At 70.4% G+C, this 20,111-nt stretch carries 15 protein-coding genes; 9 read left to right on the forward strand and 6 right to left on the reverse strand.

The features are described from left to right. Positions 1–40: 40 nt before the first annotated feature. Together ACIBKX_RS24565 and ACIBKX_RS24570 are read right to left on the reverse strand one after the other, a co-directional pair. Entirely contained in the window at positions 41–3,808 is a 3,768-nt protein-coding gene (locus ACIBKX_RS24565) for a WD40 repeat domain-containing protein (protein ID WP_363276909.1), read from the reverse strand. A gap of 85 nt (positions 3,809–3,893) precedes the next feature. Continuing rightward, positions 3,894–4,322: a secondary thiamine-phosphate synthase enzyme YjbQ gene (locus tag ACIBKX_RS24570; RefSeq protein WP_363276910.1), complete on the reverse strand. Its 429-nt coding sequence runs from the start codon at positions 4,320–4,322 to the stop codon at positions 3,894–3,896. Between the two features lie 110 nt (positions 4,323–4,432). On the opposite strand from ACIBKX_RS24570, the gene ACIBKX_RS24575 reads away from it, so the two are divergent. The 6 genes from ACIBKX_RS24575 to ACIBKX_RS24600 all read left to right on the forward strand — a co-directional run bounded on the left by ACIBKX_RS24575 (position 4,433) and on the right by ACIBKX_RS24600 (position 9,742). Continuing rightward, entirely contained in the window at positions 4,433–4,516 is an 84-nt protein-coding gene (locus ACIBKX_RS24575) for a putative leader peptide (protein WP_363194564.1), read from the forward strand. A 150-nt stretch (positions 4,517–4,666) separates the two neighbouring features. After that, positions 4,667–5,545, forward strand: coding sequence for an ABC transporter permease (locus tag ACIBKX_RS24580; protein WP_363276911.1), 879 nt, complete (start codon positions 4,667–4,669; stop codon positions 5,543–5,545). Then, positions 5,518–6,285 carry an ABC transporter ATP-binding protein gene (locus tag ACIBKX_RS24585; protein ID WP_363276912.1) on the forward strand — a complete coding sequence of 256 codons (768 nt, stop codon included), beginning with the start codon at positions 5,518–5,520 and terminating at the stop codon, positions 6,283–6,285. The genes ACIBKX_RS24580 and ACIBKX_RS24585 overlap by 28 nt, the downstream gene beginning before the upstream one ends. Before the next feature lie 48 nt (positions 6,286–6,333). Next, positions 6,334–7,365: an ABC transporter substrate-binding protein gene (locus ACIBKX_RS24590; protein ID WP_363276913.1), complete on the forward strand. Its 1,032-nt coding sequence runs from the start codon at positions 6,334–6,336 to the stop codon at positions 7,363–7,365. A 2-nt stretch (positions 7,366–7,367) separates the two neighbouring features. Then, positions 7,368–8,576, forward strand: coding sequence for an LLM class flavin-dependent oxidoreductase (locus ACIBKX_RS24595; protein ID WP_363276914.1), 1,209 nt, complete (start codon positions 7,368–7,370; stop codon positions 8,574–8,576). A gap of 56 nt (positions 8,577–8,632) precedes the next feature. Then, positions 8,633–9,742 carry an NAD(P)-binding domain-containing protein gene (locus ACIBKX_RS24600; RefSeq protein ID WP_363276915.1) on the forward strand — a complete coding sequence of 370 codons (1,110 nt, stop codon included), beginning with the start codon at positions 8,633–8,635 and terminating at the stop codon, positions 9,740–9,742. A gap of 24 nt (positions 9,743–9,766) precedes the next feature. On the opposite strand, the gene ACIBKX_RS24605 is transcribed toward ACIBKX_RS24600, so the two are convergent. From ACIBKX_RS24605 to ACIBKX_RS24615, 3 genes are all read right to left on the reverse strand, one after another. Further along, a complete protein-coding gene (locus ACIBKX_RS24605) occupies positions 9,767–10,465 on the reverse strand; it encodes an antibiotic biosynthesis monooxygenase (RefSeq protein WP_363276916.1) in 699 nt (232 codons plus the stop codon). 159 nt (positions 10,466–10,624) lie between these two features. Next, a complete protein-coding gene (gene mltG, locus ACIBKX_RS24610; RefSeq protein WP_363276955.1) occupies positions 10,625–11,479 on the reverse strand; it encodes an endolytic transglycosylase MltG in 855 nt (284 codons plus the stop codon). A 46-nt stretch (positions 11,480–11,525) separates the two neighbouring features. Continuing rightward, positions 11,526–13,361 carry an ABC transporter ATP-binding protein gene (locus ACIBKX_RS24615; protein ID WP_363276917.1) on the reverse strand — a complete coding sequence of 612 codons (1,836 nt, stop codon included), beginning with the start codon at positions 13,359–13,361 and terminating at the stop codon, positions 11,526–11,528. Positions 13,362–13,476: 115 nt separating this feature from the next. Here ACIBKX_RS24615 and ACIBKX_RS24620 point away from each other — a divergent pair, with 115 nt between their 5' ends. The 3 genes from ACIBKX_RS24620 (at position 13,477) to ACIBKX_RS24630 (ending at position 18,606) form a co-directional block, all read left to right on the forward strand. Beyond that, the gene (locus ACIBKX_RS24620; RefSeq protein WP_363276918.1) at positions 13,477–13,920 is read left to right on the forward strand and encodes a MarR family transcriptional regulator; all 444 of its coding nucleotides are present in this window, start codon (positions 13,477–13,479) and stop codon (positions 13,918–13,920) included. Between the two features lie 51 nt (positions 13,921–13,971). Further along, positions 13,972–16,902: an FAD-binding and (Fe-S)-binding domain-containing protein gene (locus ACIBKX_RS24625; RefSeq protein WP_363276919.1), complete on the forward strand. Its 2,931-nt coding sequence runs from the start codon at positions 13,972–13,974 to the stop codon at positions 16,900–16,902. Positions 16,903–17,145: 243 nt separating this feature from the next. Further along, a complete protein-coding gene (locus ACIBKX_RS24630; RefSeq protein ID WP_363276920.1) occupies positions 17,146–18,606 on the forward strand; it encodes a Gfo/Idh/MocA family oxidoreductase in 1,461 nt (486 codons plus the stop codon). Here ACIBKX_RS24630 and ACIBKX_RS24635 read toward each other — a convergent pair. Next, positions 18,545–20,005: a cation:dicarboxylate symporter family transporter gene (locus ACIBKX_RS24635; RefSeq protein ID WP_399376052.1), complete on the reverse strand. Its 1,461-nt coding sequence runs from the start codon at positions 20,003–20,005 to the stop codon at positions 18,545–18,547. The two genes, ACIBKX_RS24630 and ACIBKX_RS24635, sit on opposite strands and share 62 nt — an antisense overlap. Between the last annotated feature and the right edge of the window lie 106 nt (positions 20,006–20,111).

The raw sequence follows: 20,111 nt of genomic DNA on the forward strand, positions 1-20,111 counted from the left end.
CCCTTGAAGTACGCCGCTCAGCCTTGAGTCACTTGAATCGCTACGGTCCGAGAAGCCGGTCGAATGCCCGGGGACGCAGTTCCACGGCCATGATGCCGCGTGGTCCGATCATGACCACCCGATGTGCGGGAAGGACCCTGGTGCGCCACAGGGGTGATCCGACTCGCACATGGTGCTCCTGTCCGCCTTCCAGGGACCATAGGCCCACGGAACACGTATGGCCTCCAGTGACGGCGATCGACCGTCGGCCGTACTGAGCCATGTCGACGTCCGTCAATTCCATGTAGTGCCCGCGCTCGAGTTGCGCCTGGGCCATCAGTGAACCGTCTTCGGCGTTCCAGACGACCAGCTGGGAAAAGGAGCCGACTCCCACGACGACGGGTACGTGGCCCACGCGCCCGAAGGAGATTCCCGTGATCCGCAGCGGGAATTGGGCGTCCGTTCGTGCGGGAGGGACCAGATCCTCGAAGCTCGCCTCATCGCCGCCGACGGACCACAATCGTGTTTCGTTCTGCTCCCAGTCCCATGTGACGAATCGCAGGGCGTCGTCCGGCTGCTCGGGAAGCGGGGCCACCCAGAACCTCCCGGCGTGGCAGCGCAGGGACGGCCGCGGGGGCTCGCCCGACGCCAGGCCGAAGAAGCCGAGCCGGCCGCTGACGGCGGTCGCGAGCAGCAGGGGCCGCTCACGCCCGAGGACCGCGATGCGGATCCACTCTTCGTCCTCCGGGAGCCGGACGTCGTACGACACCTCTCCGTACGGGAATCGCCGGAGGGCGAAACGCCCTTCCGCGTCCAAGGTGACGAAGGACGCCGGATCGCCCCGTAGCGCTGCCACGCTCCGGCAACGACGCTCGTCCGGCCCGCCGGTCTCCGCGCGGATGTCACCCGTCTCCACGTCGAAGATCACGAGCCTTCCGTCGGCGCCGAGCGCCGCGACGCAGTTCTCCTCCGATTCCCGGGCACTTGCGTCACCTGCCCCACCCGCGACAAGGCCATGGAATTCGTTGGCCGGTGCTGCCGGGCTCTCCGCTCGGCTGTCCCAGACGCGGACGGCGCCGTCGCGTCCGCCGGTGATGACCCAGCAGGAGCCGTCCTGTTCGCACTGCGCCACGGACTCCACTCCGCCGTCGTGCATGGCGATCCGCCGTGTCGCACCGTGACTCGACGAGCGCATGAACAGATCCCCGTTCCAGTCGCCCCAGCACCACAGCTCGTTCTGCCGGCCGACGGCGAGAGTGGAGAACACGCCTGCTCCACCGCTGTACAGCTCCCCGATTCGCGTCGCCCGCACCGGATCCCACGCCACCATCACGCCGGTCTGTGTCCCGAGGATCAGCACCGGTCCGCCCTCGTGCTCCGCGATCGACGCGGCCCAGACACGTAGGCCCGCCCGCCAGTCGGGGATCTCCGCCAGGGCCTTGAACGGTTCCCCGATCGGCCGGGCGGACTCGACGTCCCAGGTGCTGACCTCGGCCTCGTCCGTGGTGACCACGGCCAGACATCGCCCGCCCGCATCGCCCACCGTGAGTACTCGCTCCTCTTCTCCGAGCACCATGCGGGGAAGGTCCCTCAACCGGCCGTCCTCGACGGACCGGATTTCGAGGACCCCCTCCTCACTGACGGTCGCGACCGCCGCGTCGCCCCCGATGACCACGGGCCAAACGCCGTGCAGGGCACGCCGGTTCGCGAGAACGTGCTGCCCCTCGGTCGCGTCCGGCTTCGTACGCAGCAGACGTCCGTCCCGGTGCAGGGTGACGACGGCGATGCCGTCCCTGCTCGTGACCGCGGCCATGTCGACGATGGCCGAGGCGGGTTCGCGCACCCCGGACGGAAGCGGTGCGCCGTCCCGCAGGAACCAGGCCTGCACCGCCCACTCGCTCGCCGAGAGCACCACCGCTCCCCGTGGGTGCTCGACGGTGGCGAGCGCGATGACGTAGTCGTCGTGGTGACCGAGCATCCGGCTCGCGACGAGGTCGTCCCAGTGTGCCCAGCGCACCGCCCAGGGGCGGTCGGGAAACGCGGCGCACAGCGAGGCCGCCAGTTCCTCGTCGCCGGCCATGCGCGCCGCCATCTCGAGGTAGCAGACCCGCTCCTCCTCGGACGCCACGAGCAGTTGCTGGCCCACGCGCTCGATGGTGCGGGCCGCTCTCCGGCCCGAGGGTGTGCGTGCCTCCGGCAGGGCCGCCAGCAGACGGGCGGGCTCCACCGCGGCCAGGAACGTCGCATCACGCAGCAGACCGTCGAGTACCCCGCCCTTGCCCGCGTGGAAGGGGAGGTAGGTGCGCGTGTACGCGTCGGCATCCGCCCAGCGGGGCCCGCCGGACGGCGTCGTCGGCAGGCGCCGGAGGAGAACCTCGCTGAGGCGCCGGTGGATCTCGGCGGGCGGACGCTGCCGGACGCTGAGCCGCCGCAGGTGTTCGCCGAGCGCTTCGTGGAAGAGCCGGAACCGGACGTCCGGTCCGCGTTCGGTGCGGTGCAGCAGGTCGATCGCCGTGGTGTCCAGGAGCAGCCGGGTGACGTCCTGTTCCGCGTAGGTGTCGGTGCCCAGGGCCGTGGCCGCCGCCGCCCAGGTGCGCGGGTCGCCGAAGCCGTCCCCCTGGGACCAGGCCAGCGCCATCAACAGGTCGCGCAGCCACGGTCCGCCCGGCTGCACGTCGTGGAGGTACCGCTCCATGGCGGCACCGACGGTGGTGGGAAACGTCTCCTGCCATCCCGCGCCGTCGGTGTCGACGGGTTCGCCCGCCGCCATGAGAGACAGTGCGGTGAGCTGTGCCACCAGGAAGCTGCGGCCGGAGCGGACCGCCACGGCCGCGCCGACCGACGCCGCGAGTTCGGGGCGGGACCGGTAGGGCGTGGAGATCCGCGGGTCGCTCTGGGCCAGCAGCGTGAGGCGTACGTAGTCGGCGATGTCACGCTGGTCCAGGTAGCGGTCCTCGTCCAGGTCGATCACGCGTGCCGAGCCTCCGAACAGCCGCAACAGGCTGTCCGCGCCTCCTCGCCGGGTGCCGACGAGGAGGCGTACGCCCGTCCTGCCCGACGCCGCCGCGAGGGGTTCCAGCAGGTCGACGACGAGTCGTTGGGGGTCGGCGGCCTCGTCGACGCCGTCCACGACGGCCACGGTCGTCCGCTGTTCCCGCGCTTCTCGGAGGTGGGCGAGCAGACCGCCGGCCGTCGTCTCGTCGATGGTCAGCGCCCGTGACATCTCGGCGGCGACCTCGTCGACGGTGCGCCCTCGGACATGTACGGCGGTGCAGAGGGCGCCGATCTCCGGTAGATCCTGGCCCGGTGCGGCGGGCGTCTCGCCGCGCAGACCGGCATCGGCCAGGCTCACCAGCCGGCCGAGAACGGCCGACTTGCCCGATCCGGGAGCCCCGGTCACCACACGGGATCGCGCGACGTCCGAGCCCCCGCCGTTGATCCATGCGGTCAGCTCGCTCAGGACCCGGACCCGGCCCGCGAAGTAGGAGCCCTCCCGGAGACTGGACGGCAGGACACCGCGCCCTCTCGGACGGAAGTGCCCGCGCAGTTGCTCCGCCCGCTCGGCGGCCGCGCCCTCCAGCCTTTGCGCGAGGCCGCGTTGGTGCTCGGCCTGACGCGCGGCACGTTCCCGGAGCCGGTCGACGATCGGCGGAAACAGGATCGCGGTCACCACGAGCAGAGCGGTGAGGACGGCCATGGCCGGAGTCACCCGGTCGGCGGAGACCAGACCGAGCAGGGCCCCGATCGCGGCCGCCGCGCCGGGCAACAGGTGAATCAGCAGCCGGACCGTCCGCGACCACCGGTTGTCCTGCCGACGCAGTGAGTGCACAGCATCATTCGTATAGCCAACTCGGGCCCGCCGTACATGACTTCGGGGATGAGGTCAGGAGCGTACGAGAAAGGGGTGGCCCCGGTCAGGAGCCCGCGAGGAAGGTGAGCCGCACCTTCCGCCGGGGGTTGTCCTTGTTCGTGTCCACCAGGCACACCGACTGCCATGTCCCCAGTTCGAGCCGCCCTTCCAGCACCGGCAGCGTCGCGTGCGGCGGCACCAGCGCCGGGAGGACGTGGTCGCGGCCGTGGCCCGGAGTGCCGTGGCGGTGCTGCCAGCGGTTGTCGGCGGGGAGGAGCGTGTGCAGCGTCGCCAGCAGGTCGTCGTCGCTGCCCGCGCCTGTCTCCAGGACGGCGATGCCCGCGGTGGCGTGCGGGACGAAGACGTTGAGGAGGCCGTCGCGGCCGTCCGCCGCCTCACGCAGGAAGCTCTCGCAGTCGTGGGTGAGGTCGTGGACGGTCTCGGACGAGCCGGTGGTGATGTTCAGGACACGGGTGGTGAAGGCCTCAGGCATGGGTCCATCCTCGCGCACCGTCCGCCCGATCCTTCCGATCACTGATACGCGGCGTCCGCCTTTCGAGACGGCATTGACCGTCCGTGGTTGATCTCGCTACGTTCTGCCGCATGTTGCGTTCAGTTCTGCTCACCACGCGCGGTCACATCGACCTGCTGCGGGTGACGTCTGCCGCGTGTCGCCGCGGCCACTGACGCCTTCTCAGCTCTTCTCTTCTTCTCCCTCTTTCTCTTTCTCTTCAGTTCTCTCATTTCACTCAGGGCTCCTGGCGCCACTAGTCCCCGCGCCCTCAAGTCCGCGAGTGCTCTGAGTTCCTGAGGTCTCTCCCCTGCCGTGGAGCATCCATGACCATCAGCCATGCCCCGCCGGGCGCCGCACCGACCGATATTTCGGGAATATCAAAATCTGGTGTCGGCGATACCGGGCTCGTCCCCGTCATTCCCGGCTCCAGCCGCAGCGCCCGCGTCCCCCGCTGGCTCCGCCGCACCTCCGGCCCCATCACGCTGCTCGCCCTGTGGCAACTCCTCAGCTCCACCGGGGTGTTGACGGAAGACGTCCTCGCGTCGCCCGGCACCATCGCCGGCGTCGCCGGTGACCTCATCGGGGACGGGTCGCTGACCTCCGCCATGGGGGTCTCGCTGCAACGCGTCGCCCTGGGGCTGCTGTTCGGCACCGTTGTCGGCACCGCGCTCGCGCTCGTCTCGGGGCTCTTCCGCATCGGCGAGGACCTCGTCGACGCCAGCGTGCAGATGCTGCGCACCGTGCCGTTCGTCGGGCTCATCCCGCTGTTCATCATCTGGTTCGGCATCGGTGAGGCGCCCAAGATCGCCATCATCACGCTGGGTGTCTCCTTCCCGCTCTATCTGAACGTGTACGCCGGTATCCGCGGCGTCGACTCCCAGCTCATCGAGGCCGGGGAGTCGCTGGGGCTCTCGCGGTGGGGGCTCGTGCGGCATGTCATCCTGCCCGGCGCGCTGCCGGGAGCGATGACCGGGCTGCGGTACTCGCTGGGCATCGCCTGGCTCGCCCTCGTCTTCGCCGAGCAGATCAACGCGGACTCGGGGATCGGCTTCCTGATGGTGCAGGCGCGTGACTTCCTGCGGACCGACGTGATCGTGGTCTGTCTGATCGTCTACGCCTTCCTCGGCCTCGCCGCCGACTTCATCGTCCGCACCCTCGAAAGGCTGCTGCTGCAATGGCGACCGACGTTCACCGGCCGGTGACCCCCACCACCCCTGCGGCGCCCACCACTTCGGCCGTACGCGTCTCTGGGCTGACCCGCACCTTCGACGGCCGTGCCGTCATCGATCAGCTCGAACTCGACGTTCGGCCGGGCGAGTTCGTGGCGCTGCTCGGCCGCAGCGGCTGCGGCAAGTCGACCCTGTTGCGCATCCTCGCCGGGCTTGACCGGGACATCGAGGGGACGGTGCTCGTGCCCCGCCGCAAGGCCGTCGCCTTCCAGGCACCGCGCCTCATGCCGTGGAAGCGCGTGTGGCGCAACGTCCTGCTCGGCCTCAAGGGCAAGCCCGAACGGGCCGTCGCCGAGCGGGCGTTGGAGGAGGTCGGCCTGAAGCACCGGACCAACGCCTGGCCCAAGACGCTCTCCGGCGGCGAGGCCCAGCGCGCCTCGCTCGCCCGCGCCCTGGTGCGCGAACCCGATCTGCTGCTGCTCGACGAGCCGTTCGGTGCGCTCGACGCACTCACCCGCATCAAGGCCCAGCGCCTCGTCGACGAACTGTGGCAGCGGCGCGGCTGCGCGGTGCTGCTCGTCACCCACGACGTGGAGGAGGCGGTACTCCTCGCCGACCGGGTGCTCGTCATGGACGCGGGGGTCATCGCGTACGAGACGGAGATCGATCTGGACCGGCCGCGCGGCATCTCCGATCCGCGCTTCGGCGAACTGCGTGCCGAGCTTCTGCAGCGGCTCGGCGTCGACGCGCCCGCCGCGTCCGACGCCGCCTGACAGCGCGCCCCACTTCCTGACAGCCCCACTCCCCCGAACGGAATCACCATGCGACGACATCTCGCCGCCCCCGCCCTGCTGCTCCCTCTGGCCCTGCTGCTCGCCGCCTGCTCCGGCGCCTCCTCCGCGAACACCTCCGCCGGCGGCACCGACGGGCAGGGCTCGCTCACTCTCAACGTCGGTGACCAGAAGGGGGGTTCGGAGGCCGTGCTGCGCGCGGCCGGGGAACTCGACGACCTGAAGTACAAGATCCGCTGGTCGACCTTCACCTCCGGGCCGCCGCTCCTGGAGGCCGTCAACGCCAAGGCCGTCGACATCGGCGCGGTCGGCAACACGCCGCCGGTCTTCGCCGCCGGAGCGGGCTCGAAGATCTCCGTGGTGGCCGCGACGCACGGCACGGCGGCGGGCGAGGCGGTCCTCGTCCCCAACGACTCGCCGCTGAGGAAGCCGGGGGACCTGAAGGGCAAGTCCGTTGCCGTGGCCCAGGGTTCGTCGGCGAACTACCAGCTGATCGCGTCCCTGGAGAAGGCGGGCCTCGACATCAAGGACGTCAAGGTCAAGTACCTTCAGCCGGCCGACGCGCTGGCCGCGTTCACCGCCGGCAAGGTGGACGCCTGGGCCGTCTGGGACCCGTACACCTCGCAGGTCCTGCAAGGGAAGAAGGGCCGCGTCCTGACCGACGGCGACGGGGTCGTGAACGGCCTCAACTTCCAGGTGGCCGCGCCCGGCGCGCTCCGGGACAAGAAGAAGTCGGCGGCGATCGCCGACTATCTGAAGCGGCTGCGCAAGGCGCAGGACTGGGTCCACGAACACCCGGAGGCCTGGGCGAAGGTCTGGGCGAAGGACACCGGACTGCCGTACGAGGTCGCGCTCGACGCGGTGAAGCGCAGCAACGGCACCCGCGTCCCGGTGGCCGTGGACCAGAACGTGATCACGTCCGAGCAGAAGATCGCGGACACCTTCGCCGGCCTGAAGCTGATCCCGCGCCGCATCGACTTCGGCGACTTCGTCGACACCCGTTTCAACGGCGACCTGCCGCCCTCCACCAGCAAGCCGCGCACCTACGGCAAGGAGTCCTGACCATGACCGTCCACCTCAACTGGTTCCTGCCGACCGGCGGCGATGGCCGCACCCTCGTGGACCGGCACGCCTACACCGACGGCGGCATCAAGCGCTCCCGCGTCACACCGGTGAGCGGGGTGCGGGCCCCCGACATCGACTATCTGATCCAGATCGCCAAGGCGGCCGAGCAGTTGGGCTTCGAGGCGGTGCTGACGCCGACCGGCACATGGTGCGAGGACGCCTGGCTGACGACGGTCGCGCTCGCCCAGCACACCGAACGGCTGAAGTTCCTGGTGGCGTTCCGGCCCGGTGTCATCTCGCCGGTCCTCGCGGCGCAGATGGCGGCCACCTATCAGCGCATCACGCGGGGGCGGCTGCTCCTGAACGTCGTCACGGGCGGCGACTCGACCGAGCAGCGGCGGTTCGGCGACCATCTCGACCACGATCGCCGGTACGCGCGTACCGATGAGTTCCTCTCGATCGTGCGGGGAGTGTGGAGCGGGCGGCCCTACGACTTCGACGGCGAGCACTATCAGGTGGAGGGCGGGCTGACCGCGCTGCCGCCGGATCCGCTGCCCGAGATCTTCTTCGGCGGTTCGTCGGCGGCGGCCGGTCCGGTGGCGGCGCGGCACACGGATGTGTATCTGACGTGGGGCGAGCCGCCGGAGCAGGTCAAGCAGAAGATCGACTGGATTCGCGGGCTCGCCGAGGAGGAGGGGCGCACGGTCCGCTTCGGGATCCGGCTGCACACGATCTCCCGAGACTCCGCCGCCGAGGCGTGGGCCACGGCGAACCGGCTCCTGGACGACCTCGACCCGGACACCGTCGCCGCCGCGCAGCAGGCGCTCGGCCGCAGCGAGTCCGTGGGCCAGCAGCGGATGCTTGCGCTGCACGGCGGCTCCCGCGACGACCTGGAGATCTCGCCGAATCTCTGGGCCGGTGTCGGGCTGGTCCGGGGCGGTGCGGGAACCGCGCTGGTCGGGAGCCACGCCGATGTCGCCGACCGGATCGAGGAGTATCACGCGCTCGGGGTCGAGCACTTCGTCCTGTCGGGCTATCCGCATCTGGAGGAGGCGTACTGGTTCGGGGAGGGCGTGATCCCCGATCTGGCGGCGCGTGGACTGCTGCCGCGTATTCCGGCGTCGCAGCTCGCCGGGGTGCCCGCGGCGAACGGGCGTCCGGCCTCCGCGCCGGGCGGCGCCCCACTGCTGGTCGCCAGTGGCCGCTGACCCGGCGGGTCGGGCAGGCCGGGAAGATCTCGGGCCCCGATGGAGTTAGTAGAAACGTGAACGACATCGGGGTACGGGACGCGGCCGCAGCAGAGGCGGCACACAAGGTGGACGTGGTCGTCATAGGCGCCGGGCAGGCGGGTCTGTCCAGCGCCTATCACCTGCGCAGGGTCGGCTACGAGCCGGACCGGGACTTCGTCGTCCTGGACCACGCGCCCCGGCCGGGCGGCGCCTGGCAGTTCCGCTGGCCTTCCCTGACGTACGGGAAGGTGCACGGGATGCACTCCCTTCCGGGCATGGAGCTGACGGACGCCGACCCCGCCCGGCCCTCATCCGAGGTCATCCGGGAGTACTTCGACGCGTACGAGCGGCGCTTCGGCCTGCGCGTGCGGCGCCCCGTCGACGTACACACGGTGCGGGAGGGGGAAGACGGGCGGCTGCTCGTCGAGACGTCGGCCGGGACCTGGGCAACCCGCGCGCTGATCAACGCCACCGGTACCTGGGACCGGCCGTTCTGGCCGCGCTATCCGGGGCAGGACACCTTCCGTGGGCGGCAGTTGCACACGGCGGTCTATCCGGGGCCCGAGGCGTTCAAGGGGCAGCGGGTGGTCGTCGTGGGTGGCGGGGCGTCCGGCACCCAGCATCTGATGGAGATCGCTCCGTACGCCGCCGGGACCACCTGGGTCACCCGGCGGCCGCCCGTCTTCCGCGAGGGGCCGTTCGACGAGAACTGGGGGCGGTCGGCCGTCGCCATGGTCGAGGAGCGGGTGCGGCAGGGGCTCGCGCCGCGGAGCGTGGTCTCCGTGACCGGGCTGCCCGTCAACGAAGCGATCCGGCAGGCGCGGGCCGACGGGGTCCTCGACCGGCTGCCGATGTTCGACCGCATCACGCCGAGCGGTGTCGAGTGGGACGACGGGCGGCACGTGGATGCCGACGTCATCCTCTGGGCCACCGGATTCCGGGCGGCGATCGAGCACCTGGCGCCGCTGCGGCTGCGCGAGGCGGGCGGCGGCATCCGGATGGAGGGGACCAGGGCCGCCGCCGACCCCCGTGTCCATCTGGTCGGGTACGGGCCGTCGGCCAGCACGATCGGCGCGAATCGTGCCGGGCGGGCGGCGGTGCGGGACATCAAGCGACTGCTGGACGAGGTGGCCGTCACGGTGTGACGGCCCCCCCCGGCGCCACTCGCCTCAAGGCACCGGAACGTTCTCCAGGCTCTTGTACGGGAGATAGCGCGGCACGCCGAGCCGGGCGTGGACCGGGGTGACGCCTTCCAGGGTGTCGATGAGGGCGCGCAACTCGTGCGTGCCGCCGCCGTCGGCGAAGCGCTGCCAGGCCGCCATGTCCTGCCACTCCGCGTAGTTGAGGACCTTTCGGCCGTCCTTGCTCAGATGCCAGTGCGCCCCGAGCAGCCCTGCCGGACGGATCCGCTCCAGCAGGGCGATGACCGCGTCGCTCAGTGCGCGCTGGGCCTGCGGGCCCTCCGTTTCGAAGGCGGGGGTCACGAGGGCGCCGGGGCTCAGGGCCGTGTACTCCCCCGGTGCGTAGCTGCCGTGCAGTGCGTAGCGCACGACGCCTGGGCGCTCGATTCCGGGGACCGCCTCGTCGACCCTGCCGATGGCGGCGGGGCGCCGCGTGCGCACCCATTCCTTGTGGGCGTCGTCGTCGGTCCACTGCGCGTAGTTGAGGACTTCGCCGCCGTCGACGCTCAGGAACGTGGTGAGCGAGAGCATCGCGTCCGGGCGCTCCTGGCGTTCCCACTCCCCGATGACGAGGTCGGCGGCGCGGCTCTGCACGTCCGGGGACGGGACGATCCACGAGCTGACGAGGATCGTGCCGGCGTCGGCGCGACGGACGTCGGGGAAGGCTGCGGCGATCGGTGCGGACATGGTCGGTTCCTCCTGGAGCCTGCGGAACGGTTGCCGCAAAGCCTCATGCCTCAACCGCGCTTGAGGTCAAGGAGAGTTGGGGCGAGCGAGGGGCCGAGGTCGCAGGGATTCTGGTCAAGGAGAGGGGATCGCCGCCCGCACGGAGCGATCCCCTCCGGCTCAACCCGCGGACTCCTTGCCCGCACTGCCCTTGTTGCTCTCGTTGATCTTGTTGAACTCCGCCACGTTCCTCTGCTGCTCCTCGAAGCTCGACGTGAAGCGCGTGTCGCCCGGCTTCACCGTCACGAAGTACAGCCAGTCGCCCTGGGTCGGGCTGGTCGCCGCGCGCACCGCCTCCTCGCCCGGATTCCCGATGGGGGTCGGCGGCAGGCCCATGCGCGCATAGGTGTTGTAAGGGCTGTTGATCTTTGTGTCGCTGTCGCGGGTGTGCAGCGTCGACCGGTTCAGCGCGTAGTTGATCGTTGAGTCCATCTGCAGCGGCATGCCCTGGTCGAGGCGGTTGTAGATGACCCGGGCCACCTTCCCCATGTCCGCCTTGGACCCTGCCTCGGCCTCGATCATGCTCGCGATGGTGACGGTCTGGTAGACGTTCACCGCGTTCCGGTCGGCGCCGGCCGTGACCTGGTCGCCACTGAGCTTCTTGTTCGCCGTGTTCACCATGTACGACAGGACGGATGCCGGAGTCGACTGGGAACCGATCGGATAGGTCGCCGGGAAGAGATACCCCTCGGGGTTGCCGCCCGCGTCACTGGGGAGCTTGAGGTCGGCCTTCGGGATGGCCTTCTTCGTGGTGCCCTCGGGCACGCCGAGGGCCTTGTCGATGGCTCCGTACACCTGGCCCGAGCGCCAGCCCTCGGGGATGGTCAGCGACTCGGGGCGTGCGGTGTCGTCGTCCGGGAGCAGCAGTGGCACGGCCACCGCGGTGGCGGCCGCGACGGCTCCGGTCGCGATCAGGGCGATCCGGCCCCGACGCGTCAGTCGAATCGTGCCCCGGCGCGGGGTCTTGGTCTGCAGCATGCGGGCACGGTATCCCGCAATTCGTGACATTCCGTGCATATCTTCATGTCGCTGGCTCCAGTTGGGCGTCTCTGCGGACCAGGGCGGCGTAATGCCCGTCCCGCTCCAGAAGCTCTTCGTGGGTGCCGCGCTCGGCGGTCCGGCCCGCGTCCAGGACGACGATCTGGTCGGCGCCCCGGACCGTGGAGAGCCGGTGGGCGATCGTGAGCGTCGTCCGATCGGCGGACAGGGCGTCGATGGCTTCCTGTACGGCGTGCTCGGTGTGGGTGTCCAGGGCGCTGGTGGCCTCGTCCAGGATCAGCACGGGCGGGTCGCGCAGGATGGTGCGGGCGATGGCGAGGCGCTGCTTCTCACCGCCGGAGAAGCGGTGGCCGCGCTCACCGACGACCGTGTCGTACCTGTCGGGCAGGGACGCGATGTGGTCATGGATCTGGGCGGCGCGGGCGGCGGCGATCAGTTCGTCGTCCGTGGCGTCCGGCTTGGCGAAGCGCAGGTTCTCGGCGACCGAGGCGTGGAAGAGGTACGTCTCCTGGGAGACGATGCCGACCGCGCGGGCCAGGGTGTCGAAGTCCAGGTCCCGGACGTCGACCCCGTCGATGGTGACGCGGCCGCCCGTGACGTCGTACAACCGGGGCACGAGGTAGCTGAGGGTCGACTTTCCGGAGCCCGTGGGGCCGACGACGGCCAGGCTGCCGCCCGCGGGGACGGTGATGTCGATGCCGGTGAGGATCGGCCGGCCGCCGTCGCCGTCGACCACGGCCTCGCCGTCTCCGTCGTACCGGAACTCGACGTCCTCGAAGCGGACCTCGCCCTTGATCGTGTCCAGACGCACCGGCCGCTCGGGCTCGGTGATGTCGATGGGCAGGTCCAGGTACTCGAAGATGCGCTGGAAGAGCGCGAGCGAGGTCTGGATCTGCACGCCGGTAGAGAGCAGGCTGACCGTGGGCCGGAACAGGCCCTGCTGGAGCGAGACAAAGGCGACGAGCGTGCCGATCGAGACCGTCGGGCCGCCGAGCTGGAAGGCGAGGCCCGCGGTCCAGTAGATGACGGCGGGCATGGCGGCCATGACGATGGTGATGACGGCCATCCGCCAGCGCCCCGCCATGTTCGACCGGACCTCCAGGTCGACGAGCCGCTCGGACTCGTCGGCGAAGGACCGGGTGAGGGAGTCCGCGCGGCCCATCGTGCGGCCGAGCAGGATGCCGCTGACGGAGAGCGATTCGGTGACCGTCGCGGCCATCGCGGCCATCTGCTTCTGGCGCTGCGTGGCTATCTTCTTGCGCTCGCGGCCGACCCGGCGGCTGATCCACACGAACACGGGCAGCAGGAGCAGCGAGACGACGGTCAGCCGCCAGTCCAGGGCGAGCATCGCGACGATCGTGGCGACGACGCTGGTGAGGTTGGAGACCAGGGACGTGGCGGTGGAGGTGACCGTCGCCTGCATGCCGCCGATGTCGCTGGCGATGCGGGACTGGACCTCACCGGTGCGGGTCCTGGTGAAGAAGGCGAGGGACATGCTCTGCAGGCGGCCGTAGACCGCCGTGCGCAGGTCGTGCATGACGCGCTGGCCGACCGTCGTGCTGATCAGGGTCTGCAGGACACCGAAGACGCTCGTGACGACGGCGCTCAGGATCATGCCGAGGGCGAGCAGGCTCAGCAGGCCCGTCCGTCCCTGCGGGATCGCGGTGTCGAGGATCTCCTTCAGCAGGAAGGGGGTGGCGACCGAGACCAGGGATGCGGCGCCGACCAGCAGGCCGACGACCGCGAGACGGCCGCGATAGGGGCGGAAGAGGCGCAGGATGCGGCGGATCTGCCGCGGCTGCTCCTCCTGGCCGGGGGCCGGTGGCTCCGGTGTCCACCGGGGTTCGTCGTGACGCATGGGCTCCTACGGGTGATGGGGCGGCCGTCGGCGCGGGAGCGTCGACGATGACTCAGAGAGCGTAGCTCACTGTTACCTATACTCACAATGCACAGAGTCCTGCTAATGTTCCCGCATGAACACCCCGGACGCCGACGGCCTGCTCGCCGAACAGCTGCTGCGGCTGTCCCGCAGGCTGCACCGCATCCAGAAGCGCCATCTGGTGCCGATCGGCATCACCCCGGCCCAGTCCCGCCTGCTGCGCACGCTGGCCCACTGCGAGACGCCGCCCCGCATGGCCGACCTCGCCCAGCGCCTCGAAGTGGTGCCGCGCGCCGTGACGACGCTGGTCGACGGCCTGGAGGGCGGCGACCTCGTCCGCCGCGTACCCGACCCGACCAACCGCCGGGTGATCCGCATCGAGCTCACCGACGCGGGACGCGGGGCACTCAGGGAGCTGCGCAGCGCGCGCCGGGCCGCCGCAGAGGACATCCTTGCTCCATTGGACGCCGAGCAGCGCGCACAGCTCGGCGGCCTGCTGAACGCGCTGTTCGATGTGCCGGACGTCCACCGCCGCTGACCTTGCGGAGGGCGTCGCGGGCACCACCGCCGACACCGCCGAGGAGAGCCCATGCCGCTGCTGGAGCCCAAGCCGGAAGCCCTGCGCCCCACGTCGCGGACGGAGGGGCCCGCGCCCGACCGGGTGCGGGACCGGCAGGCCGGCGGCACTCCTGAGCCGCTGCGCTCGGAGCTGACCGCGCTGCTCGGCGCGGACAAGGTCCTCACCAAGGTCTCGGACCTGGTCCGGTACGCGTCGGACGCGAGCCCCTACCGCTTCGTGCCGCAGGTGGTGGTCGTCCCGGAGGACATCGACGACGTCTCCGCCGTCCTGTCGTACGCGCACGGCAGGAGCCGCGAGGTCGTCTTCCGCGCGGCGGGCACCTCGCTCAACGGCCAGGCGCAGGGCGAGGACATCCTGGTCGACGTGCGCAAGCACTGGGCGGGCGTCGAGGTCATCGGCGACGGCGAGCGGGTGCGGCTCGGCCCCGGCACGACCGTCGTCAGGGCCAACGCGACCCTCGCGCGGCACGGCCGCGTCCTCGGCCCCGACCCGGCGAGCGCGATCGCCTGCACGATCGGCGGGGTCGTCGCGAACAACGCGTCGGGCATGACGGCGGGCACCACCCGCAACTCGTACCGCACGGTCGCCTCGCTCACCTTCGTCCTTCCGACGGGCACGGTCGTCGACACGGCGGAGCCGGACGCCGACGAACAGCTGGCGCACGCCGAACCGGCCCTGTGCGAGGGCCTGTTGGCGATCAAGCGCGAGATCGAGGCGGACCCGGATCTCACCGCCCGCATCCGCGCCAAGTACGAGATCAAGAACACGAACGGCTACCGCCTTGACGCGTTCCTGGACGGGGCGACGCCCGTCGAGATCCTGCGCGGTCTGATGGTGGGCTCCGAGGGGACCTTCGGCTTCATCTCCGAGGTCGTCTTCGACACGCTGCCGCTGGACCGCCGGGTCACCACGGGGCTGCTGTTCTTCCCCTCGCTCCCTGCGGCGGCCGCGGCCGTCCCGCTCTTCAACGAGGCGGGGGCGCTGGCCGTGGAGCTGATGGACGGCAACACGCTGCGCGCGTCGACCAGCGTCGCGGGGGTGCCCGCCGACTGGGGGCGGCTGCCGAAGTCCACGGCCGCGCTCCTGGTCGAGTTCCGGGCGCCGGACGAGGCACGTCAGGAGGCGTACGAGGCGGCTGCCGCCAAGGTCGTCGAAGGGCTCGAACTGGTCGCGCCGGTAGCCTCGGTGAGCAACGCGTTCACGCGGGACCCGAAGAAGATCGGGGGCTACTGGAAGGCCCGCAAGGCGTTCGTGACGGCGGTCGGCGGTTCGCGGCCCTCCGGTACGACGCTGATCACCGAGGACTTCGCGGTGCCGCCGTCGCGGCTCGCGGACGCCTGCGAGGCGCTCCTCGAACTCCAGACTCGGCACGGCTTCGACGCGGCCGTCGCGGGCCACGCCGCGCACGGCAATCTGCACTTCCTGCTCGCCTTCGACGCGGGCAGGACGGCGGACGTGGAGCGCTATGCCGCGTTCATGGACGACTTCTGCCGGCTGACCGTGGAGCGCTTCGACGGATCGCTCAAGGCCGAGCACGCCACGGGACGCAACATCGCGCCCTTCCTCGAACTCGAATGGGGCGCCAAGGCCACGGAGTTGATGTGGCGCACCAAGCAGGTCATCGACCCGGACTGCGTGCTCGCGCCGCGCATCGTCCTGGACCGCGACCCGAAGGCGCACCTGCGGGGCCTGAAGACGATCCCCAAGGTGGAGCTGATCGCCGACCCGTGCATCGAGTGCGGCTTCTGCGAACCGACCTGCCCCAGCGAGGACTTGACGACGACACCGCGCCAGCGGATCGTGCTGCGCCGCGAGATGATGCGCCAGGCCGCCGGTTCACCGGTGGAGGAGGGCCTGGTCGAGGCGTACGGATACGACGCCGTGGACACCTGCGCCGGCGACTCGACCTGCAAGCTGGCCTGTCCGGTCGGCATCGACACGGGCGCCCTGATGAAGGACTTCCGGCACGCGCGGCACTCCGCGCGCGAGGAGCGCGCCGCCGCCATGGCCGCCAAGAACTTCAAGGCCGTCGAGACCTCCGCACGCCTGGCCGTGGCCGCCGCCGACCGGATCAGTGACCGGATCGGCGACCGGCTCCTGACCACGGTGACCCGCGCCGCCCGCAAGGCCGTCCGTCCCGACCTGGTCCCCGAGTGGCTGCCGGACATCCCCGGAGCGGCCGCCCGCAAACTGCCGTACACCACACGGGTCGGCGCGAGCGCCGTCTACTACCCGGCGTGCGTCAACCGCATCTTCGGCAGCCCCGGTGACCGCTCGCTCCCGGAGGCGGTCGTCGCGCTCTCCACGCGCGCGGGGCGGCCAGTTTGGATTCCCAACGATGTCGTGGGGACGTGCTGCGCGACGATCTGGCACTCGAAGGGATACGAGGCGGGCAACAAGGTCATGGCCAACCGCATCGTCGAGGCCGCCTGGGGCTGGACGGCGGGCGGGCGGCTGCCCCTGGTCGTGGACGCCTCGTCCTGCACGCTCGGCATCGCGCACGAGGTGGTGCCGTATCTCACCGCGGACAACCGGCAGTTGCACGACGAGCTGAACGTCGTCGACTCCCTCGTCTGGGCCGCCGACGAGCTGCTCCCCAACCTGACCGTCTACCGCACGGTCGGCTCGGCCGTCCTGCACCCCACCTGCTCCATGAGCCACCTCGGCGACGAGGCACAGCTGCGCACCGTGGCCGAGGCCTGCGCCGACGAGGTGGTCGTCCCCGACGACGCGGGCTGCTGCGCCTTCGCGGGCGACCGCGGCATGCTGCACAGGGAGTTGACGGAGTCGGCGACCCACAAGGAGGCGGCCGAGGTCACCTCCCGCGCGTTCGACGCGCATCTCTCGGCGAACCGCATGTGCGAGGTCGGCATGGACCATGCGACGGGGCGTCAGTACTACTCCGTGCTGCTGGAGTTGGAGCGCGCGACGCGTCCGTAGGCGACGCACAACCAGACAGCCGTCGAAGGGCCTCTTCAAGCCATGCCGGCCTCGGCCTCTCGGTCGCATTGAGCGCTGCGCTCACGCACCCTCCCATTTCAGGACGGCGACGAGTCCATGAACTCGCGCACAGAAGTCCAACTCTCTGGCCACTTCGGCCCCTTGTGCCTCCGTCACACCGCTATCAGGGTGGCTTTCGCCCCAGTGGTAGAGACCAGCTGCCTTTCAGCTACGGAGGTCCCGATGCACGACGAGAACGCGACACCGGCCCCTGACGAGTCCACGGACGGCACCTCGTCCTGCGACGGTCACTCCCGCCGTGCCGTCCTGCGCACCGCCGGCCTCGCCGGAGCCGGGCTCGGCCTCGGCGCCTTCAGCGGCACCGCCGCCCACGCCGACTCCCCGCAGGGCACGGACGCCGTGGCCGCTTCCACCGCCGAGGCGCCCGCCCGGCAGGGCGAGACCATGGTCGGCGTACCCTTCGAGAAGCGCTCGACCGTACGCGTTGCCATCGTCGGGCTCGGCAACCGCGGCGGCAGCATGATCGACCTCTTCCTGGCGATCCCCGGGGTGAAGGTCGTCGCGCTGTGCGACCCGGTCAAGGACAAGACCGCGAAGGCCGCTAAGAAGGTCACCGACGCGGGCCAGCCCGCCCCGGCGACGTACACCAAGGGCGATCACGACTACGAGAACCTCTGCAAGCGCGGCGACGTCGACTTCGTGTACGTCGCGACGCCCTGGGACTGGCACTTCGACATGGCCAAGACGGCGATGCTGAACGGCAAGCACGTCGGCGTGGAGTGTCCCATCGCCCTGCAGCTCGACCAGCTCTGGGAACTCGTCGACCTCTCCGAGCGCACCCGCAGACACTGTATGCAGCTGGAGAACTGCTGCTACGGCAAGAACGAGATGCGGGTCCTGCGGATGGCCCACGCGGGCAAGTTCGGCGATCTGCTGCACGGCGCGGGCGCGTACAACCACGATCTGCGCGGCCTGATGTTCGACCCCGACTACTACGAGGGGCCGTGGCGCCGCCTGTGGCACACCCGGCTGCGCGGCGACCTGTACCCCAACCACGGCTTCGGCCCGGTCTCCAACTACATGGACATCAACCGCGGCGACCGCGTCACCCACATCTCCAGCTTCGGCACGCCCGCCCTCGGCCTCGCCGAGTACCGCAAGGCGCACATGCCGGCGGGCGACCCGAGCTGGAAGGAGACGTACATCGAGAGCGACCGCACCATCAGCCTCGTCCAGACGGCGAAGGGGCGGGTGATCCGTCTGGAGCACGACGTCTCGACCCCCCACCCCTACAGCCGCATCAACAGCCTCGGCGGCACGAAGGGCGTCTTCGAGGACTACCCCTCGCGCATCTACATCGAGCCGGACCACACGAACGACCAGTGGGGCGACTTCTCCAAGTACGCCGAGGAGTTCGACCACTGGCTCTGGAAGGAGCACTCCAACCCGCCCGGCGGGCACGGCGGCATGGACTACATCATGATCTTCCGTCTGATGCAGACCATGCAGCTCGGCCTGGTGCCGGACTTCGACGTCTACGACGCCGCGACCTGGACCTCGCCCGTGCCCCTGAGCCACCTCTCCATCAAGGCGAAGGGCGCGCCGCAGGCGATCCCCGACTTCACTCGCGGGCTGTGGAAGAAGGCGCGTCCGGGAGTGGACTCGGAGAAGCCGCAGGCGTAGCCGGCGCAAGGGACTTGGGCCCGGCGGTGCCTTCATCGGCGCCACCGGGCTCGTCCGCCTTCTCCGCCTGCTCCGCCTGCTCCGCCGCCTTAGCCTGCCCCGCCTGCTCCGCCTGCTCCGGTACGAAGGCGATCTCGCCGCCCAGCACCTTCTTCGCCCGCACCAGGTCCAGCGCGCCCTCCCAGCGCGAGACCACGAAGACGGCGACGCAGTTGCCGAGCAGGTTCGTGGCGACGCGCATCGCGTCCATGATCCGGTCCACGCCGAGCAGCAGGGCGACCGCGCCGGCCGGGATGACGCCGAGCGCGGAGGCCGTCGCGGACAGCGCGAGGAACGCCGAACCGGGCACGCCCGCCATCCCCTTGCTGGTCAGCATCAGCACGAGGACGACGGTGATCTGCTGGCCCAGCGTGAGGTCCACGCCCACGGCCTGCGCGATGAACAACGTACCGATGGAGAGGTAGATCGAGGCGCCGTCGAGGTTGAAGGAGTAGCCCGTCGGCAGGACCAGGCCCACCGCGTCGTCGCGGCAGCCGGCCTGGCGCAGCTTCTGCATCATGCGGGGCATGACGGTCTCGCTGGAGGCCGTGCCGAGGGCGAGCAGCAGTTCCTCGCGGGTGTAGCGGACGAACTTCCACAGGCTCAGGCCGGTCAGCGCCTTCAGGGCGAGGCCGAGGAGCAGCAGGAAGATCAGGGCCACCGCGTAGCAGACTCCGATGAGTTTGCCGTACGTCGACAGGGCGCCCAGGCCGTACTCCCCCACCAGATGGGCGGTCGCGCCGAAGACGGCGAGCGGCGCCAGCTTCATGATGAAGCCGACGATCGCGAAGACGATCTCCTGACCCTGTTCGATGGCGGGCAGGATCGCGGGGACCTTCGTGTTGCCCAGGTGCAGCAGGGCGGCGCCCACCAGGCAGGACAGCACGAGGACTTGGAGCAGCGAGTTCTCCGCGAAGGCGCCGACGGCGCTGTCCGGCAGGGAGTGCAGGATGAACTCGCTGGTGGAGGGCAGTTCGCCGCCGCCGGTCTTCTCGTCGACGGCCGAGGCGTCGAGCTGGGAGGGGTCGACGTTCATGCCGCTGCCGGGGCGCACGATGTTGCCGGCGAGCAGGCCGACGACCAGGGCGACCGTGGTCGCCACCTCGAACCAGATGAGCGCCTTGAGCCCGATACGGCCGAAGGCCTTGAGGTCTCCGGCCTTGGTGATTCCGGCGACGACCACGCAGAACACGAGCGGGGCGATCATCGCCTTGATGAGACGGACGAAGCCGTCGCCGAGCGGTTGGACGGCCGTGCCCGCATGGGGCCACAGCCGTCCGACGACGACTCCGATCACCAACGCGCAGGCGACCTGCGCGAAGAGTGAGGTACGCAATGTGCGTGCTACGCGTCGCGACATGGACGGTACGGACTGCGGCACGGGCACTCCTGTAGTGGGGCTTCCAGTGACTTCTGACATACGGAAAAATGTTTCCGCGAGGCGTCACTATGGCGGAGTGCCCGCT

The organism is Streptomyces sp. NPDC050658 (assembly GCF_044457025.1).
Taxonomy (GTDB): Bacteria; Actinomycetota; Actinomycetes; order Streptomycetales; family Streptomycetaceae; genus Streptomyces.

Excerpts from the sequence above, each read along its gene's own strand:
- ACIBKX_RS24570 (WP_363276910.1), bottom strand. The coding sequence starts at position 4,322 with ATGCCTGAGGCCTTCACCACCCGTGTCCTGAACATCACCACCGGCTCG.
- ACIBKX_RS24575 (WP_363194564.1), top strand. The coding sequence starts at position 4,433 with ATGTTGCGTTCAGTTCTGCTCACCACGCGCGGTCACATCGACCTGCTG.
- ACIBKX_RS24580 (WP_363276911.1), top strand. The coding sequence starts at position 4,667 with ATGACCATCAGCCATGCCCCGCCGGGCGCCGCACCGACCGATATTTCG.
- ACIBKX_RS24585 (WP_363276912.1), top strand. The coding sequence starts at position 5,518 with ATGGCGACCGACGTTCACCGGCCGGTGACCCCCACCACCCCTGCGGCG.
- ACIBKX_RS24590 (WP_363276913.1), top strand. The coding sequence starts at position 6,334 with ATGCGACGACATCTCGCCGCCCCCGCCCTGCTGCTCCCTCTGGCCCTG.
- ACIBKX_RS24595 (WP_363276914.1), top strand. The coding sequence starts at position 7,368 with ATGACCGTCCACCTCAACTGGTTCCTGCCGACCGGCGGCGATGGCCGC.
- ACIBKX_RS24605 (WP_363276916.1), bottom strand. The coding sequence starts at position 10,465 with ATGTCCGCACCGATCGCCGCAGCCTTCCCCGACGTCCGTCGCGCCGAC.
- ACIBKX_RS24615 (WP_363276917.1), bottom strand. The coding sequence starts at position 13,361 with ATGCGTCACGACGAACCCCGGTGGACACCGGAGCCACCGGCCCCCGGC.
- ACIBKX_RS24620 (WP_363276918.1), top strand. The coding sequence starts at position 13,477 with ATGAACACCCCGGACGCCGACGGCCTGCTCGCCGAACAGCTGCTGCGG.
- ACIBKX_RS24625 (WP_363276919.1), top strand. The coding sequence starts at position 13,972 with ATGCCGCTGCTGGAGCCCAAGCCGGAAGCCCTGCGCCCCACGTCGCGG.
- ACIBKX_RS24630 (WP_363276920.1), top strand. The coding sequence starts at position 17,146 with ATGCACGACGAGAACGCGACACCGGCCCCTGACGAGTCCACGGACGGC.
- ACIBKX_RS24635 (WP_399376052.1), bottom strand. The coding sequence starts at position 20,005 with ATGTCGCGACGCGTAGCACGCACATTGCGTACCTCACTCTTCGCGCAG.